The 15,899-nt window shown below is 64.7% G+C and carries 20 protein-coding genes; all 20 read left to right on the top strand.

The features are described 5' to 3' along the window. The first annotated feature begins 3 nt into the window (after nt 1-3). Nucleotides 4-981: a tRNA (adenosine(37)-N6)-dimethylallyltransferase MiaA gene (miaA, locus tag ACEN9T_RS12090; protein ID WP_092972582.1), complete on the top strand. Its 978-nt coding sequence runs from the start codon at nt 4-6 to the stop codon at nt 979-981. Next, nucleotides 978-1,505, top strand: coding sequence for an N-acetyltransferase family protein (locus ACEN9T_RS12085; RefSeq protein ID WP_413707826.1), 528 nt, complete (start codon nt 978-980; stop codon nt 1,503-1,505). The genes miaA and ACEN9T_RS12085 overlap by 4 nt, the downstream gene beginning before the upstream one ends. An 80-nt stretch (nt 1,506-1,585) precedes the next feature. Then, entirely contained in the window at nt 1,586-2,326 is a 741-nt protein-coding gene (locus ACEN9T_RS12080; protein WP_413707825.1) for a 2OG-Fe(II) oxygenase, read from the top strand. Between the two features lie 10 nt (nt 2,327-2,336). Further along, nucleotides 2,337-2,993 carry a DNA oxidative demethylase AlkB gene (alkB, locus tag ACEN9T_RS12075; protein ID WP_413707824.1) on the top strand — a complete coding sequence of 219 codons (657 nt, stop codon included), beginning with the start codon at nt 2,337-2,339 and terminating at the stop codon, nt 2,991-2,993. 15 nt (nt 2,994-3,008) lie between these two features. Further along, on the top strand, nt 3,009-3,659 hold the full coding sequence (locus tag ACEN9T_RS12070) for a DNA-3-methyladenine glycosylase family protein (protein ID WP_092972575.1): 651 nt from the start codon (nt 3,009-3,011) through the stop codon (nt 3,657-3,659). 159 nt (nt 3,660-3,818) lie between these two features. After that, nucleotides 3,819-3,983: a periplasmic nitrate reductase, NapE protein gene (gene napE / locus ACEN9T_RS12065; RefSeq protein WP_092972573.1), complete on the top strand. Its 165-nt coding sequence runs from the start codon at nt 3,819-3,821 to the stop codon at nt 3,981-3,983. An 87-nt stretch (nt 3,984-4,070) separates the two neighbouring features. Then, nucleotides 4,071-4,415 carry a chaperone NapD gene (locus ACEN9T_RS12060; RefSeq protein ID WP_092972571.1) on the top strand — a complete coding sequence of 115 codons (345 nt, stop codon included), beginning with the start codon at nt 4,071-4,073 and terminating at the stop codon, nt 4,413-4,415. Further along, nucleotides 4,387-6,903 (top strand): periplasmic nitrate reductase subunit alpha, encoded by a 2,517-nt coding sequence (napA, locus tag ACEN9T_RS12055; RefSeq protein WP_413707823.1) that lies wholly within the window; start codon nt 4,387-4,389, stop codon nt 6,901-6,903. Before ACEN9T_RS12060 ends, napA begins: the two co-directional genes overlap by 29 nt. Nucleotides 6,904-6,943: 40 nt before the next feature. After that, nucleotides 6,944-7,447 (top strand): nitrate reductase cytochrome c-type subunit, encoded by a 504-nt coding sequence (locus ACEN9T_RS12050; RefSeq protein WP_024974862.1) that lies wholly within the window; start codon nt 6,944-6,946, stop codon nt 7,445-7,447. A 12-nt stretch (nt 7,448-7,459) separates the two neighbouring features. Beyond that, nucleotides 7,460-8,047: a cytochrome c3 family protein gene (locus tag ACEN9T_RS12045; protein ID WP_413707822.1), complete on the top strand. Its 588-nt coding sequence runs from the start codon at nt 7,460-7,462 to the stop codon at nt 8,045-8,047. 55 nt (nt 8,048-8,102) lie between these two features. After that, nucleotides 8,103-8,735, top strand: a complete 633-nt coding sequence (gene ccmA, locus ACEN9T_RS12040) for a cytochrome c biogenesis heme-transporting ATPase CcmA (protein WP_413707821.1) — start codon at nt 8,103-8,105, stop codon at nt 8,733-8,735. Continuing rightward, nucleotides 8,732-9,400: a heme exporter protein CcmB gene (gene ccmB / locus ACEN9T_RS12035; protein ID WP_413707820.1), complete on the top strand. Its 669-nt coding sequence runs from the start codon at nt 8,732-8,734 to the stop codon at nt 9,398-9,400. Before ccmA ends, ccmB begins: the two co-directional genes overlap by 4 nt. Before the next feature lie 4 nt (nt 9,401-9,404). Further along, a complete protein-coding gene (gene ccmC / locus ACEN9T_RS12030) occupies nt 9,405-10,190 on the top strand; it encodes a heme ABC transporter permease CcmC (RefSeq protein ID WP_413707819.1) in 786 nt (261 codons plus the stop codon). After that, on the top strand, nt 10,187-10,336 hold the full coding sequence (locus tag ACEN9T_RS12025; protein ID WP_413707818.1) for a hypothetical protein: 150 nt from the start codon (nt 10,187-10,189) through the stop codon (nt 10,334-10,336). The genes ccmC and ACEN9T_RS12025 overlap by 4 nt, the downstream gene beginning before the upstream one ends. Continuing rightward, the gene (gene ccmE / locus ACEN9T_RS12020; protein WP_413707817.1) at nt 10,333-10,803 is read left to right on the top strand and encodes a cytochrome c maturation protein CcmE; all 471 of its coding nucleotides are present in this window, start codon (nt 10,333-10,335) and stop codon (nt 10,801-10,803) included. The genes ACEN9T_RS12025 and ccmE overlap by 4 nt, the downstream gene beginning before the upstream one ends. After that, on the top strand, nt 10,800-12,818 hold the full coding sequence (locus tag ACEN9T_RS12015; protein ID WP_413707816.1) for a heme lyase CcmF/NrfE family subunit: 2,019 nt from the start codon (nt 10,800-10,802) through the stop codon (nt 12,816-12,818). The genes ccmE and ACEN9T_RS12015 overlap by 4 nt, the downstream gene beginning before the upstream one ends. Next, nucleotides 12,815-13,357 carry a DsbE family thiol:disulfide interchange protein gene (locus tag ACEN9T_RS12010; protein ID WP_413707815.1) on the top strand — a complete coding sequence of 181 codons (543 nt, stop codon included), beginning with the start codon at nt 12,815-12,817 and terminating at the stop codon, nt 13,355-13,357. Before ACEN9T_RS12015 ends, ACEN9T_RS12010 begins: the two co-directional genes overlap by 4 nt. Then, nucleotides 13,350-13,817 (top strand): cytochrome c-type biogenesis protein CcmH, encoded by a 468-nt coding sequence (locus ACEN9T_RS12005; protein ID WP_413707814.1) that lies wholly within the window; start codon nt 13,350-13,352, stop codon nt 13,815-13,817. Before ACEN9T_RS12010 ends, ACEN9T_RS12005 begins: the two co-directional genes overlap by 8 nt. After that, nucleotides 13,814-14,713 carry a c-type cytochrome biogenesis protein CcmI gene (gene ccmI, locus ACEN9T_RS12000; protein WP_413707813.1) on the top strand — a complete coding sequence of 300 codons (900 nt, stop codon included), beginning with the start codon at nt 13,814-13,816 and terminating at the stop codon, nt 14,711-14,713. Before ACEN9T_RS12005 ends, ccmI begins: the two co-directional genes overlap by 4 nt. Before the next feature lie 95 nt (nt 14,714-14,808). Then, nucleotides 14,809-15,894, top strand: a complete 1,086-nt coding sequence (gene ada / locus ACEN9T_RS11995) for a bifunctional DNA-binding transcriptional regulator/O6-methylguanine-DNA methyltransferase Ada (protein ID WP_413707812.1) — start codon at nt 14,809-14,811, stop codon at nt 15,892-15,894. The last annotated feature ends 5 nt before the right edge of the window (nt 15,895-15,899 follow it).

Here is a 15,899-nt window from a genome sequence, read left to right as displayed (position 1 = left end):
CCGATGACTGCATCTGCTGCAAGCGCACCGCGCGCGATTTGCCTGCTCGGGCCCACGGCGTCCGGCAAGACCGCCGCCGCATTGAAGCTGGCCGAACGCTGGCCGGTGGAGATCATCAGCATGGATTCCGCGCTGGTGTATCGCGGCATGGACATCGGCACGGCCAAGCCCAGTGCCGAAGAACAGGCCATCGCGCCGCATCACCTGATCGACATCATTGATCCGCTCGATGCGTATTCCGCCGCGCAGTTTGCCAATGATGCGAGCGCGTTGATCGACGCCATCCGCGCACGCGGCCGGCTTCCGCTGATCGTCGGCGGCACGATGCTGTATTACAAGGCGCTCACACAAGGTCTCTCCGATTTGCCCGGCGCCGATCCGGCCATCCGCGCGGAAATCGACGCCGAAGCGGCGCGCGACGGCTGGCCGGCCCTGCACGCGAAGCTCGCAACGGTCGACCCCGTGACGGCCGCGCGATTGCACGCGACCGATGCGCAGCGCATCCAGCGCGCGCTCGAACTGTATCGGCTGACCGGTCAGCCGATGTCCGCCCTGCTCGCCCGCGAGGTTGGCGCGAACGCGTTCCAGCAGCACGATGCAGCGGCGCCGTATCTGACGATCGCGCTGGAGCCCTCCGACCGCCTCGTGCTGCATGCGCGGATCGCGCAGCGCTTTGATGCAATGCTCGCCGGCGGCCTGCTCGACGAGGTGGAACGCTTGCGCCGCCGCGGCGATCTTTCGCCCACGCTGCCGTCCATCCGCTGCGTCGGTTATCGCCAGGCGTGGGCGTACCTCGACGGCGAAATCGACATGACCGGTCTGCGCGAACAAGGCATCGCCGCCACGCGCCAGCTCTGCAAGCGCCAGATCACCTGGCTGCGCAGCACGCCCGAGCGGCACGTGGTCGATTGCCTCGCGCCCGATTACGTCGACCAGGTCGCGCGCCTGGTCCAAACCTCACTGGAATCGCAATCACAATGACCGCCACCTCAGCGACCCGCTTCACGCTGCGCCCTGCCACACCCGACGACTGCGCCTCGCTCGTTCGCCTGATCTCTGCGCTGGCCGAGTACGAAAAGCTCACGCACCTCGTGCAAACCACGCCTGACGCGCTGGCGACGATGCTGTTCGGGCCGCGCCCGTATTGCGAAGCGGTGCTGGCGGAAGTCGACGGCCGGGCCGTGGGCTTTGCGCTGTTCTTCCACAACTTCTCGACCTTCCTGTGCAAGCCGGGACTGTATCTGGAAGACCTGTTCGTGGAGCCCGAATACCGCGGCCTGGGCATCGGCAAGGCACTCCTGATCCACCTCGCGCGTCTGGCCCAGGAGCGGGACTGCGGCCGCTTCGAATGGAGCGTGCTCGATTGGAATGCGCCCTCCATCGCCTTCTACGAAGCCATGGGCGCGGATGTGCTGCCCGAGTGGCGCATCTGCCGCGCCACCGGCGACGCGTTGACCAAGCTGGCCGCCACGACCATGCCCGCCAGCCTGGCCGCACAGGCCTGAATTTGACCGCAAGCTCCGGAGTGCCGCGCGCACTCCCGTGAGCGTAGGCTTGGCATATCGAATCTCCGAACGGAGCGCATATGCCGCCTTCCACTGCCGCCGCGCATGTCAGCGCGGGGCACCGTCCCAATTTTGATGACATCGACTGGCATGCCGTTGATGACGCCCTCAATGAGGTCGGCAGCGCCGTGTTGCCCAGCCTGCTCACGCATGACGCATGCGACGCGCTCGCCGCGCTGTATCCGCAGGATCACCTGTACCGCTCGCGCGTGGTGATGGAGCGCCATGGCTTCGGGCGCGGCGAATACCAATACTTCGCCTATCCGCTGCCGGACCTGATTGCGCAGTTGCGCGCGTCGCTCTACCCACCGCTGGCGACCATCGCCAACCGCTGGAACCAAGCCATGGACATCGACGTGCGCTATCCGGCCAAGCACGCCGATTTCCTGCGCCGCTGCCACCAAGCCGGCCAGTTGCGCCCCACGCCACTGATCCTGCGATACGGCGCCGGCGACTACAACTGCCTGCATCAAGACCTCTATGGCGAGCACGTCTTCCCGCTGCAGGTCGCCATCCTGCTGTCCGAACCCGGCCTGGATTTCATCGGCGGCGAGTTCGTCATGACTGAGCAGCGCCCACGGATGCAATCGCGGCCCGAGGTGGTACCACTGCGCAAAGGCGATGCTGTGGTCTTTGCGGTGCACCATCGCCCCGTACAAGGCACGCGGGGCACGTATCGCGTGAACCTGCGCCACGGTGTGAGCCGCTTGCGTTCGGGCCAGCGGCATACTGTGGGCATCATCTTCCACGACGCACTGTAACCAGCTCACCATGACGACCGGCGATCTGTTTGCCGACCACGCACCCGCTGACGACGCGCGCATCGCGCTCGGCGAGGCGGCGTTTGTGCTGCGTGGCTTTGCGCTGGCGGATGCGCCGGCCCTGCTGGCGGCGGTGGACGCCATCGCGCAGCAGGCAGCGTTCCGTCACATGGTCACGCCGGGCGGCTTCGAGATGTCGGTCGCGCTCACAAACAGCGGCACGCTGGGCTGGACGTCAGACCGCCGCGGCTACCGCTATTCCACGCTCGACCCGCTCACGGGCAACGCGTGGCCACCGCTCCCCGATGTCTTCCTACGCCTCGCACGCAACGCCGCCGCTGAATCGGGCTTCCCGGGCTTCACACCGGATGCCTGCCTCATCAACCGCTATGTGCCAGGGGCGCGCCTGTCACTGCATCAGGACAAAGACGAGCAGGATTACGGCGCGCCCATCGTCTCCGTGTCGCTTGGCATGCCGGCCATCTTCCTATTTGGCGGACATCGCCGCGCCGACAAAACGCAGCGCATTCCGCTTTTTCATGGGGATGTCGTCGTCTGGGGTGGCCCGGACCGCCTGCGCTATCACGGCGTAGCGCCGCTCAAAGACCACCCGCACGCACTGCTGGGCAGCCAGCGCATCAACCTCACGTTCCGCAAGGCCGGCTGACCGGCAAATCAGCGCATGACCATCGCCGCAGACCTTTCCGAAAGCGCCTACCGGCAAGCCGCAACGTTTCTAGCCTCGCTGGACGAAGACTGGGACCGCCATGTTGCCGCCGTCGGCCCCTGCCGCCACGCCGCCAAGCCTGCGCGCGAGCCTTATGAAGCGCTGATTCGCGCGATCGCCTATCAGCAGTTGCACGCCAAAGCCGGTGACGCCATCCTCGGACGTTTTCTCGCGCTCTATCCGGTAACCGCTTTTCCTGCACCGCAGCAGGTGCTCGCCACCGACGAGGCAGCGCTGCGCGCCTGCGGTTTCTCTGCGACCAAACTGGCGACCATTCGCGGCATTGCACAAGCCGCGCTCGACGGTGTCGTGCCCACACGCGAACATGCGCTCATCATGTCAGACGAAGCGCTCATCGATCGGCTGGTGACACTGCGCGGAGTTGGCCGGTGGACAGTCGAAATGCTGCTGATCTACACGCTGGAGCGCTCGGACATCCTGCCTGCAGACGACTTCGGCGTGCGCGATGGCTACCGACGTCTGAAGCGGCTCGACGCCACGCCCACACGCAAACAGATGGAGACGATTGGTCGTGCATGGAGCCCGTATCGAACCGTCGCGGCTTGGTATTTATGGCGTGTGCCCAGCAACGTTTCAGGCGCGTGAATTCGGCAAATCTTGCGCTAGATCACGCCCCAACGACATATCGCTTGCGCGACATATGTCACGCCGGGATCATGCGAAAACCTTGAATTCCCGTGCGACGTTCACTTTACTGGAAAACGTTCGCGCGCCATTTGCGCCGCCCTTATTGGTCGAGTCATCGTGGAACAGCCCCAAAACGTCGACGCGCAACGTAAATCCGAAGAACTGCGTAGCTTTCTGTTTCTGACGGCCGTCATGGTGCCGGTTCTCTCCGTCGTTATCGTGGCCGGATATGGCTTTATCGTCTGGGCGTCCCAATTGCTGAGCGGTCCGCCAACGCATTGATATACCGCCCGGGGGGTCCAAGGGCGAGTCGGGTCATATGTTCGCGCAGCACTGATTAGAAAAGGCGTTTATCGCCAAAACAGCGTCATGCGAAACACAAGAAAAATAGATATCCCCGTTCGGCCGGCGCCGCTCGATGACGACGAGTGGCATATCGCTGGCGTCCTGGTCCAGACGCGGCCAACCCATATTGCATCCGTAAGCAAGTCCATCGAAGCCATCGCCGGCAGCGAAATCCATGCGGCCAGCGATAACGGCAAGCTCGTGGTCACGCTTGAGGCGCCCAGCTCGCGCGCCATCGCAGCTCACCTGACATTCATTCAACAGATCGACGGTGTGCTGAACACCGCCCTGATCTATCAGCACAACGAAATGGCCGACGCCATGAATGAGGAAATGGACGATGAAAGTCTCTCGCCGCGCGTTCATTAAGCAGACCGCTGCCGCTGCCACCGCTTCGGTAGCGGGCGTCACGCTTCCTGCTGGCGCCGCCAACCTCGTCACCGACAAAGAGCTGACTCAGCTCAAGTGGTCGAAGGCGCCTTGCCGATTCTGCGGCACGGGCTGCGGCGTTGAAGTCGCCGTCAAGGACAACCGCGTGGTTGCCACGCAGGGCGACCCGAAGGCCGAAGTCAATCGGGGGCTGAACTGCGTCAAGGGCTACTTCCTTTCGAAGATCATGTACGGCAAGGACCGGCTGACCCAGCCGCTGCTGCGCATGAAGAATGGCAAGTACGACAAGAACGGCGATTTCACGCCCGTGAGCTGGGATCGCGCGTTCGACGAGATGGCGGTGCAGTTCAAGCGCGTCATCAAGGAAAAGGGCCCGACCGCTGTCGGCATGTTCGGTTCGGGCCAGTGGACGATCTTTGAGGGCTACGCCGCCGTCAAGCTGATGAAGGCGGGCTTCCGCTCGAACAACCTCGACCCCAACGCGCGTCACTGCATGGCCTCCGCCGTGGCCGGCTTCATGCGCACCTTCGGCATGGACGAGCCGATGGGCTGCTACGACGACTTCGAAGTCGCCGACGCGTTCGTGCTGTGGGGCTCGAACATGGCGGAGATGCATCCGATCCTGTGGTCGCGCGTGACAGACCGGCGCCTTTCCGCGCCCAAGACGAAGGTCGCGGTGCTCTCGACGTTCACGCATCGCTCGTTCGATCTGGCCGACATTCCCATCGTCTTCACGCCACAGGCCGATCTCGCGATGCTCAACTACATCGCGAACTACATCATCACCAACAAGAAGGTCAACACAGACTTCGTCAACAAGCACACCGTCTTCAAGCAGGGCGTGACCGACATCGGCTACGGTCTGCGGCCGGACAACCCCGTGCAGAAAGCCGCCAAGAATGCCGACAAGGTGGGCGACTCCAAGCCGATCTCGTTCGACGAGTTTGCGAAGTTCGTCTCGACGTACGACCTGGACTACACCACCAAGCTGGCGAACCCGGACAAGAGCAAAGAGAAGGAATTCAAGCAGCAGTTGCAGAAGCTTGCTGAGCTGTACGCCGATCCGAAGATCAAGGTCGTGTCGTTCTGGACGATGGGTTTTAATCAGCACACCCGCGGCACCTGGGCGAACAACATGATCTACAACCTGCATTTGCTGACAGGGAAGATCGCCACGCCGGGCAACAGCCCGTTCTCGCTGACGGGCCAGCCCTCGGCCTGCGGCACCGCGCGCGAGGTGGGCACGTTCTCGCACCGCTTGCCGGCCGACATGGTGGTGACCAACCCGAAGCACCGCGAAGAAGCCGAGCACATCTGGAAGCTGCCAGCAGGCACGATTCCGGAAAAGCCTGGCTATCACGCCGTGCTGCAGAACCGCATGCTGAAGGACGGCAAGCTCAACGCCTACTGGGTGCAGGTCAACAACAACATCCAGGCTGGCGCAAACATCAACCAGGAAGGCTACCCGGGCTACCGCAATCCGGAAAACTTCATCGTTGTCTCGGACGTGTACCCCACCGTCACTGCGCTGGCCGCCGATCTGATCCTTCCGAGCGCGATGTGGGTTGAGAAGGAAGGCGCCTATGGCAACGCAGAGCGCCGCACGCAGTTCTGGCATCAACTTGTTGATGCACCGGGTGAGGCACGTTCCGACCTGTGGCAGCTGGTGGAATTCTCCAAACGCTTCAAGGTGGAAGAGGTCTGGCCCGAAGAACTCATCGCCAAGAAGCCCGAGCTGCGCGGCAAGACGCTCTACGACGTGCTCTACCGCAATGGCAACGTCGACAAGTTCCCGGTCAAGGACATCGATCCGGAATACAGCAATGCCGAAGCCAAGGCATTCGGCTTTTACCTTCAGAAGGGCCTGTTCGAAGAGTACGCAAGCTTCGGTCGTGGCCACGGCCACGACCTGGCACCATTCGACGACTATCACAAGGCGCGCGGATTGCGCTGGCCGGTGGTCAATGGCAAAGAGACGCGCTGGCGCTACAAAGAAGGCAGCGATCCGTACGTCAAGGCCGGCACCGGCTACCAGTTCTACGGCAATCCCGACGGCAAGGCGGTGATCTTCGCCCTGCCCTATGAGGCACCCCCGGAAGTGCCGGACAAGGAATACCCGTTCTGGCTGTCGACCGGCCGCGTGCTGGAACACTGGCACTCGGGTTCGATGACGCGCCGGGTGCCCGAGCTGTATCGCGCCTTCCCGAACGCGGTCTGCTTCATGCATCCGGAAGATGCGAAGGCGCTGGGGCTGCGACGTGGTGTCGAGGTCGAGGTGATCTCGCGGCGCGGCAAGATGCGCACCCGCATTGAAACGCGCGGCCGCAATCAGCCGCCTAAGGGCCTGGTGTTCGTGCCCTGGTTCGATGCGAGCCAGCTCATCAACAAGGTCACACTGGATGCAACCTGCCCGATCTCGCTGCAGACGGATTTCAAGAAATGTGCCGTCAAGATCGTGAAGGTCTGACGAGCACGGGCAGACGACACACGCGCAACAGGAAAATGTCATGAAGCTCAGCCGACTCTTGGGACTGCCAGCCGCCATCTGCGCGCTGTTGCTGGCGACCCTTGCCAACTTGCCCGCGCAGGCTCAAGGCGTGGTCGACGCCATGCGCGGCTCGACGCCGATCACCGCCGAATCGACGCCGCCGATCCTGTATCCCACCGAGAACAGGGACGTGCGCCGCGAGCGCAACTACACCGGGCAGCCGCCGACGATTCCGCACAAGATCGACGGCACGTACATGTATCAGATCAACAAGGATCACAACGGTTGTCTATCCTGCCATGCGCGTACGAAGGCCGAAGAGATGCGTGCGATCGCGATCAGCCCCACGCACTACGTTGACCGCGATGGCCATCAACTGGCCGACGTTTCGCCGCGCCGCTTCTTCTGCACGCAATGCCACGTGCCGCAGGCCGACGCCAAGCCGCTTATCACCAATACGTTTGTCGATGTCGATGAACTGCTCAAACGCAAGCCTGATGGCAAGAGCGTGGGCAAGAACTGAGGCGGTGCAGCCATGCTCAACCTGATCAAGCGCTACTGGCGCACCATCAACCGGCCCAGCGCGTATTTCAGCCTGGGTTTTCTGACGTTGGGCGGCTTTGTTGCAGGCGTGGTGTTTTGGGGTGCATTCAACACCGCGATGGAGGTGGCCAACACCGAGGCGTTCTGCACGGGTTGCCACGAAATGCACGACAACGTGTACCAGGAGCTACAGAGCACGATCCATTACACCAACCGCAGCGGTGTACGCGCGATCTGCTCCAACTGTCACGTTCCGCACGCCTGGACGAACAAGATCGCACGGAAGATGCAGGCTTCCAAGGAAGTGTGGGGCAAGATTTTCGGCACCATCGACACGCGCGAGAAATTCGAAGCGCACCGGCTTGAGCTGGCCCAGCACGAATGGGATCGACTCAAGGCCAACGATTCATTGGAATGCCGGAACTGCCACAATTACGAATCGATGGACTTCACGCGGCAAAGCCCGCGCGCGTCGGCCATGCACGCCCAATATCTGGGCAGCAAAGAGAAAACCTGTATCGACTGCCACAAGGGTATTGCGCACCATCTGCCCGACATGTCGAAGATGAAGACCGAGTAAAGCACGTGAACGTGCTGCCGGCGCTAGACCCCGTTTCACTCAGCCCCCCAATGCCGTGCTTGTTGCCAGCCAATTGACGTTTTCGCGCGCCGGCCGTCGGATCTTCCGCGAGCTGGACCTCTCGGTGTCGGCGGGCGAGCTGGTGCAGGTAACGGGCGCGAACGGCAGCGGCAAGACCACGCTGCTGCGCGTGCTCTGTGGCCTGCTGGCACCGGCAAGCGGCTCGCTGACATGGCACGGCGCGCCGGTGGGCAGCGGCGATCCCGCCTTCCTCAATGCGCTTTGCTACGTTGGCCACACCAACGGCATCGACCCAGATCTCACTGTGACGGAGAGCCTGCGCTTGGCCATGCAACTGGCCGGATTGCGCGATTCGGCATCCGAGCCGTTTGGCATCGGGCTTGCACTAGAAGCGCTCGAACTCGGCAAGCTGGCCGCCACGCCCGTGCGCAAGCTCTCGCAAGGCCAGCGTCGGCGGGTGGCACTGGCGCGCTTGCTGCTTGCGCGGCGCGAGCTGTGGCTGCTCGACGAGCCGATCGCCTCGCTCGACGACCATGCCGTCGGGCTCTTCACCGCACAACTCGATGCGCACCTGCACGCAGGCGGCATGGCAATCATGGCCACGCATCAGTTGCTAGAACGTCCGCAAGGGGCAAATCGCGTGCTTCGGCTTGGGGGCACCGCATGAAGCCGATGCTGATGGCCATCCTGCGACACGATCTGGCGCTGTCATGGCGGCGGCGCGGCAACCTCGTCGGTGGCGTGGTGTTCTACGTCATTGCGGCGAGCCTGTTTCCGCTGGCTATCGGCCCCGACCCGCAACAGTTGCGCATGCTTGCGCCGGGCATCCTGTGGGTCGCGGCGCTGCTGGCGTCGATGCTCTCGCTCTCTCGGTTGTTTGCGCAGGAACACGCTGATGGCAGCCTCGATCAATTGCTGTTGTCGCCACACCCGCTTGCCCTGATTGTGCTGACGAAGATTGCCGCACACTGGTTCGCGAGCGGCTTGCCGTTGCTGCTGCTCACGCCCATCCTGGCGCAGCAGTACAGCCTGCCGCTGCACGCAACGCTGCTGCTGACAGCCACGCTGCTGGTCGGCACGCCTGCCATTGCGCTGATCGGCGCCGTTGGTGCAGCGCTCACTCTGGGCGTGCGCAATGGCGCAGCGCTGCTGTGCATCCTCGTCCTGCCGTTGTGTGTGCCCGTGCTTGTGTTTGGTGCGGGCGCGGGCTCGGCGGCCGATGCGGGGCTTGATGTCATGCCGCATTTCTCGCTGCTGGGCGCTTGCCTGGCGCTATCGCTGTTTGTCTGCCCGCTGGCTGCTGCCGCCGGGCTGCGCATTGCCGTGGAATGATCCGATGACGAACCGCTCCGGACTCCACAGCACCTCCGTCGCTGCGCGCCAACCTGTTTTCCGACGCTGGAACTGGCTCGCGTATGCGTCGCCCGTGCGGTTTGATCCGCTCGCGCGCAAGTTGGCGCCCTGGTTTGGCGTGGCCGCACTCCTGTTCCTCGCCGCTGGCCTCTACGTCGGTTTTGTTGTGGCGCCTACCGATGCGCAACAGGGCGAGGTCTACCGGATCATCTTCCTGCACGTGCCGGCCGCCTGGATGTCGATGTTCATCTATCTGGTGATGGCCGGCTATTGCGCGCTGGCGCTTGTGCTGCGCACACGGCTTTCGTCGATGATGGCCTCGGCGCTGGCACCCACCGGCGCGCTGTTCACTGCCATTGCGCTGTGGACAGGCGCGCTGTGGGGCAAGCCAACGTGGGGCACGTGGTGGGTGTGGGATGCACGGCTGACGTCCGAGTTGCTGCTGCTGTTTTTGTACCTTGGCTTCATCGCGCTGGAGAGCGCCATTGAAGACCCGCGCCGCGCCGAACGCGCGTGTGCCGTGCTTGCCGTGGTGGGCGTGGTCAACATCCCCGTGATCTATTTCTCGGTGCAGTGGTGGAACACGCTGCATCAGGGCGCGTCCATCAGCCTGACGGCGGCTCCGTCGATGGCGATGACGATGTTGCTCGGCATGCTGCTGATGACACTCGCGTGCTGGATGTACAGCATCTGCGTGGCGCTGATTCGCGTGCGTTGCATCATGCGCGAGCGCGCCGACGATGACCACAACCTGAGCACGCCGGCATGAGTCAGTTCTCCGTCAATCACGTCGACTATATTGCGGGCGCGTTTGCCGTGGCCGCCATCTGCATCGCGGCCGAGTTGCTGCTGCTCGCACGCCGCTGGCGCGCCGCCAATCGCCTTCACTCTCATCCTGAGGGCAGCAACCAATGACACGCAGACAACGCCGCCTCGGCATCCTGCTCGCCGCGCTGGTGTGCGCGGGTGCGGCTACCGCCCTCACGCTGAATGCATTCCGCTCCAATCTGGTGTTCTTCTTCAGCCCCAGCCAGATCGCCGCCAAGGAAGCGCCTGTGGCACAGATCTTTCGCCTGGGTGGCCTAGTCGAACGCGGCTCCATCCAACGCGAACGTAACGGCATGACCATCCGCTTTATCGTCACCGACACGGCGCGCGGCGTGCCGGTCGTCTACCACGGCTTGCTGCCGGACCTGTTCCGCGAAGGCAAGGGCGTCGTCGCGCGCGGGCGGCTGGGCGAGGACGGCGTCTTCGTCGCCAACGAGGTGCTCGCCAAGCACGACGAAAACTACATGCCGCCCGAAGCCGCTGATGCCTTACGTCGCGCCGCACAGGTCAACGAGCAGATGGCGAAGGAAACTGCCCGGAGCGTGTCTCGATGATTGCCGAGCTGGGCCACTTCGCGTTGATCCTGGCGCTGCTGACTGCGGTCATGCAATCAGTGCTGCCGCTGGTGGGCGCGGCGCGCGACAACGCGCGTTGGATGGCCGTGGCGCGCCCCGCGGCGCGCATGCAGTGTGCGTTGGTGCTGCTGGCGTATGGCGCGCTGACTTGGGCGTTCGTCAGCAATGACTTCAGCGTGCTCTATGTGGCCGCCAACTCGAACAGCGCGCTGCCGCTGCCTTATCGCGTGGCTGCCGTGTGGGGCGGGCACGAGGGATCAATGCTGCTGTGGACGACGATGCTGGCGGTGTGGTCGCTGGCCGTGTCGTTGTTCAGCCGGCAACTGCCGTTGCCCGTGGTGGCGCGCGTACTGGGCGCGATGGGTGCCATCAGCACGGGGCTGCTGCTTTTCCTGCTGTTGGTGTCCAACCCGTTCCTGCGCCTGTTGCCGCCGGCCATGGAAGGGCGCGACCTCAACCCACTGCTGCAGGACCCAGGCATGGTGTCGCATCCGCCCATGCTCTACATGGGTTACGTGGGCTTTGCGGTGGCGTTTTCGTTTGCGATGGCCGCGCTCCTGTCGGGTCGGCTCGATGCCACTTGGGCGCGCTGGTCTCGGCCTTGGACAACCGCCGCCTGGGCATGCCTGACGACCGGCATCATGCTCGGCAGCGCCTGGGCGTACTACGAACTCGGCTGGGGCGGCTGGTGGTTTTGGGACCCGGTCGAAAACGCGTCGTTCATGCCGTGGCTGGCGGGCACAGCGCTGATCCATTCACTGGCGGTGACGGAAAAGCGCGGCGTGTTTCGGGCATGGACGGCGCTGCTGGCCATCTTCACGTTCTCGTTGAGTCTGCTTGGCACGTTCCTCGTCCGTTCGGGCGTGCTGACGTCAGTGCATGCTTTTGCGGTGGACCCAAAGCGCGGTCTGTTCATCCTGGCCTTGCTGGGCATCGTGACGGGCGGTGCGCTGGGTCTGTTTGGGTGGCGCGCAAAACGGTTGTCCAGCGGCGCCTCGGAAAGTGCGACGTTCTCACTATTCGCCCGTGAATCGTTCCTTCTGGCCAACAACGTGCTCCTCGCGGTGGCTGCGGCCACAGTGCTGCTCGGCACGCTGTATCCGCTGGCGCTGGATGTGCTGCGGCTGGGCAAGATTTCGGTCGGGCCGGCGTATTTCGAGCAAGTCTTTGTGCCGCTGATGTCGCCTGCTGTGCTGCTGATGGGCGCGGCGCCACTGGCGCGCTGGCGTCACGGTGCACTGCCGGCAATGGCCGTGCGGCTGCGCTGGGCGGCCGCGGCGAGTGTTGCCGTGGGGCTTGGGCTGACGGTGTTTTATGGAACGTCCGCGCTGGCGGGCCTCGGGCTGACGCTAGCCGCATGGTGTCTTGCGAGTGCGCTGGCCAGTCTGGCCGAAAAACTTCGCCAGCCCGGCAATCGATTGACGACGCTGCGGCAGTTGCCGCCGAGCTACTTCGGCATGCTGGTGGCGCACGCGGGGGTCGGTGTGTTCATCGCGGGCGTCACGCTGGTGCTCAGCCAGGAGACGCTACGCGAGCTGCCGATGCGCGTGGGCGGCACGGTTGAGGTGGGTGGCTACATGTTCCACCTCACTAACGTTGCGCCGGCGCAGGGCCCGAATTACGACGTCTTGCGCGGTCACGTCGAAGTCAGCCACTACGGCAAACCGGTGGCCACGCTGCTGCCCGAGCGGCGCCTGTACCGCAGCCAGGAAACCCCCACGACCGAAGTCGCCATCGACACCGGCATCACACGCGACCTTTATGTCGCGCTGGGCGAATCACTCGGACAAGACAACTGGGCCATGCGCATCTACATCAAGCCCTTCGTCGGTTGGATCTGGGGCGGCTGTGCGCTGATGGTGCTGGGTGGCTTACTGGCCGTGTGCGATCGCCGCTACCGTCTGCGCCGCCGCTCCACAGCGCCGCGCACCACGCCAGACACTGCACTGGCCGGCCCATCACTGGCGATGCCGGCGACCGAGGAGCCACGGTGAAGCTGCGCTACGTGCTGCCGCTGGCAGCGTTCTTCGTTCTGGTGATTGCGCTGGCGGCGGGGCTGTCGCGTGACCCGCGTGAACTGCCCTCGCCGCTGATCGGCAAGCCCGCCCCGGCGTTCAGGCTGACGGCGCTGGAATCGTCTGCCGGCCCGATCACGCCGCAAGACCTGCGCGGCAAGGTGTGGATGCTCAACGTCTGGGCGTCGTGGTGCACAGCCTGCCGCGCAGAGCACGCCGTGCTGAACGCGTTCGCCAAGCAATCCTCCGTGCCGATCTACGGGCTGAACTACAAGGACGACGCCGACGCTGCACGCGCGTGGCTCAAACATATGGGCGATCCGTATGTCGCGTCACTCATCGACGCAGACGGCAAGGTCGGCATCGACTACGGCGTCTACGGCGTGCCGGAGACCTTCGTCATCGATCGCGCCGGCGTGATCCGCTATCGGCAGGTCGGCCCCGTGACGGCCGAGTCGATGGAACGCAAGATCTCGCCGCTTCTGCAGCAACTGGAGCAGGAAGGTGGTCATGCATAAGCGCTTGGCCGCGCTCGTTCTGGCAGGCGCCGCGGCGTTCACGTTGCAGATGCCCGCCTGTGCCGCAGCGTCGGACGTCGATCTCGACACCCGCGTCCACGCGCTGTCGGAGCAACTGCGCTGCCTCGTGTGCCAGAACCAGACCCTCGCCGATTCCAACGCCGACCTGGCCGTCGACCTGCGCCGCCAGATTCGAGAACAACTCCGTGCCGGCGCCACCGAGGCCGCCGTAAAGGACTACCTCGTGCAGCGCTATGGCGATTTCGTCCTGTACCAGCCGCCCGTCAAGCCCCTGACCTATCTGCTGTGGTTCGGCCCAGTGCTGTTGCTGATGGCGGTGGTATTCGGCATCGTGTCGTCCCGCAAACAGAAGGTGCCCCCTGCCGAGATGGACGCTGACGCGCAAGCGCGCCTCGCCGCCCTGCTTGCAGCGTCGCCACCGGAAGACCCCCGCCCATGACCGTGATGACCCTGTTCTGGCTGCTGGCGGCCGCCCTCACGGCCGTCACCATGGCAGTTCTGCTGACGCCGTTGCTGCGACGCGCGCGCAACGATGTGGGCGATACATTCATTCAGAGCCCCACCGCACGCACCCAGATGGTCCGCTGGTACCAAGACCAACTGCGCGAGCTGGATGCCGACCTGCGCAACGGCGCTATCGATGCCGCGGGCCACGCGCACGCACGCGCAGAGCTTGGCCGGCGCTTGCTGGACGATACGGCCGACACCGCCAGCACCTCGCAGGCGCGCCCCGACCGCCGCGCCGTTCTGCTCGCCGCAGTACTGCTGGCTGCGTTGCCCGCGTCCGCCGTGCTGCTCTACCAGCACCTGGGCAAGCCCGCTTCGCTGTGGATGCCGGGCGACATGATGACCGCCGCCCGCAGCGATCACACCGGTGGAGACGCGCAGATCGAATCGATGGTCAACAGCCTCGCGCAACGGCTGCGCGACACGCCCGACGACGCACCCGGCTGGGCATTGCTCGCGCGGTCCTACAGCACGATGGAGCGCCCCGCCGACGCCGTCGCCGCCTATGCGAAGGCGGTGGCCCTTGCCCCCGACGTCGCCAGCCTGCGTGCCGATTACGCCGACGCACTCGCTACCGCCCAGGGCGGCGCCCTCGCTGGTGCGCCCACGGAGCAGGTGCGCCTCGCCCTGAAGGCCGACCCGGACGAGCCCAAAGCGCTGGCACTGGCTGCTTCCGCCGCCGTCGAACGTGGTGACGTGAGCGATGCAATCGCCCAGTGGGAGCACCTGTACCGGCTGCTGCCCCCTGAATCTGCCGGCGCCAAGCAGATCGCCGCCAACTTGGCCGCTGCGCGCGCCGATCGGCAAAACGAATCTCGCAGCAAGTGATGCGATCGATACTTCGAATTTGACAGCAAGACGCGGAGTGCCCGGCCAGACGGACGTACCTACAGTACAGTCATCGCAGTCCACTGGATGACGCCATGCAAACCTCCGCCCGCCCCGTACCGGACACCACCCTCGTTGAACACGACCCGCGCTGGACTCGCGTGCTGGCGCGTGATGCCTCTGCCGACGGGCAATTCGTCTATGCGGTGAAGACCACCGGCGTGTATTGCCAGCCGAGCAGCCCGTCGCGCCTGCCGCGCCCGGAGAACGTCGAATTCTTCGACACGCCGGCCGACGCAGAAGCCGCCGGTTATCGCCCGAGCCGCCGCGCCGCCCCGGATCAGACCACCGTGCGCGCGCAGCAAACCGCGCTGGTCGCACAGGCATGCCGCCGCATCGAGGCAGCCGACACGCCGCCCACGCTCGACGCGCTCGCGCAAGACGCCGGCCTGAGCCCGTATCACTTCCATCGCCTGTTCAAGAGCGTCACGGGCCTCACGCCCAAGGGTTACGCCGATGCGCATCGCGCCCGCAAGCTGCGTGCGCAACTGGGACGCGGCAGCACCGTCACCGAGGCCATCTACGACGCCGGATTCAACGCCAGCAGCCGCTTCTACGAGGCATCCGACAACGTGCTCGGCATGACGGCGAGCCGCTACCGTGCCGGTGGCGCCCAGACGACGATCCGCTTCGCGGTGGGCGAATGCTCGCTCGGTTCGATCCTGGTGGCGCAGAGCGATCGCGGCATCTGCGCGATCCTGATGGGCGACGATCCCGACGCCCTTGTGCGCGATCTGCAAGACACGTTCCGGAAGGCCGAACTCATCGGCGGGGATGCGGGCTTTGAGGACCTCGTGGCTCGGGTGGTGGGGCTGATCGAGGCGCCATCCATCGGGCTGGAACTGCCGCTGGATGTGCGCGGCACCGCGTTCCAGGAGCGCGTGTGGCAAGCGCTGCGTGAAGTGCCGCCGGGCAGCACCACAAGCTACGCTGAGATTGCAGCGCGCATCGGCGCACCCAAGGCGGTACGCGCGGTGGCGCAGGCCTGTGCGGCCAATCACATTGCGGTGGCCATCCCGTGCCACCGCGTGATCCGCCGAGACGGCAACACCTCGGGCTATCGCTGGGGGGTGGAGCGCAAGCTGGCCCTGCTGGAGCGCGAAGCGCAATCCGCCGCATGAAATCG

This window comes from Ralstonia sp. Ralssp110 (assembly GCF_047325135.1).
GTDB classification, from domain to species: Bacteria; Pseudomonadota; Gammaproteobacteria; order Burkholderiales; family Burkholderiaceae; genus Ralstonia; species Ralstonia mojiangensis.
The sequence above is the reverse complement of the archived record's forward strand: the minus strand, read 5'-3'. Positions and strand labels throughout refer to the sequence as shown.

Coding starts and splice junctions, on each gene's coding strand:
- ccmI (WP_413707813.1), top strand. CDS start 13,814: ATGACCGTGATGACCCTGTTCTGGCTGCTGGCGGCCGCCCTCACGGCC.
- ada (WP_413707812.1), top strand. CDS start 14,809: ATGCAAACCTCCGCCCGCCCCGTACCGGACACCACCCTCGTTGAACAC.
- ccmC (WP_413707819.1), top strand. CDS start 9,405: ATGACGAACCGCTCCGGACTCCACAGCACCTCCGTCGCTGCGCGCCAA.
- ACEN9T_RS12025 (WP_413707818.1), top strand. CDS start 10,187: ATGAGTCAGTTCTCCGTCAATCACGTCGACTATATTGCGGGCGCGTTT.
- ACEN9T_RS12015 (WP_413707816.1), top strand. CDS start 10,800: ATGATTGCCGAGCTGGGCCACTTCGCGTTGATCCTGGCGCTGCTGACT.
- ACEN9T_RS12060 (WP_092972571.1), top strand. CDS start 4,071: ATGCGAAACACAAGAAAAATAGATATCCCCGTTCGGCCGGCGCCGCTC.
- ACEN9T_RS12080 (WP_413707825.1), top strand. CDS start 1,586: ATGCCGCCTTCCACTGCCGCCGCGCATGTCAGCGCGGGGCACCGTCCC.
- miaA (WP_092972582.1), top strand. CDS start 4: ATGACTGCATCTGCTGCAAGCGCACCGCGCGCGATTTGCCTGCTCGGG.
- napA (WP_413707823.1), top strand. CDS start 4,387: ATGAAAGTCTCTCGCCGCGCGTTCATTAAGCAGACCGCTGCCGCTGCC.
- ccmE (WP_413707817.1), top strand. CDS start 10,333: ATGACACGCAGACAACGCCGCCTCGGCATCCTGCTCGCCGCGCTGGTG.
- alkB (WP_413707824.1), top strand. CDS start 2,337: ATGACGACCGGCGATCTGTTTGCCGACCACGCACCCGCTGACGACGCG.
- ACEN9T_RS12085 (WP_413707826.1), top strand. CDS start 978: ATGACCGCCACCTCAGCGACCCGCTTCACGCTGCGCCCTGCCACACCC.
- ACEN9T_RS12045 (WP_413707822.1), top strand. CDS start 7,460: ATGCTCAACCTGATCAAGCGCTACTGGCGCACCATCAACCGGCCCAGC.
- ACEN9T_RS12070 (WP_092972575.1), top strand. CDS start 3,009: ATGACCATCGCCGCAGACCTTTCCGAAAGCGCCTACCGGCAAGCCGCA.
- ACEN9T_RS12005 (WP_413707814.1), top strand. CDS start 13,350: ATGCATAAGCGCTTGGCCGCGCTCGTTCTGGCAGGCGCCGCGGCGTTC.
- ACEN9T_RS12050 (WP_024974862.1), top strand. CDS start 6,944: ATGAAGCTCAGCCGACTCTTGGGACTGCCAGCCGCCATCTGCGCGCTG.
- ccmB (WP_413707820.1), top strand. CDS start 8,732: ATGAAGCCGATGCTGATGGCCATCCTGCGACACGATCTGGCGCTGTCA.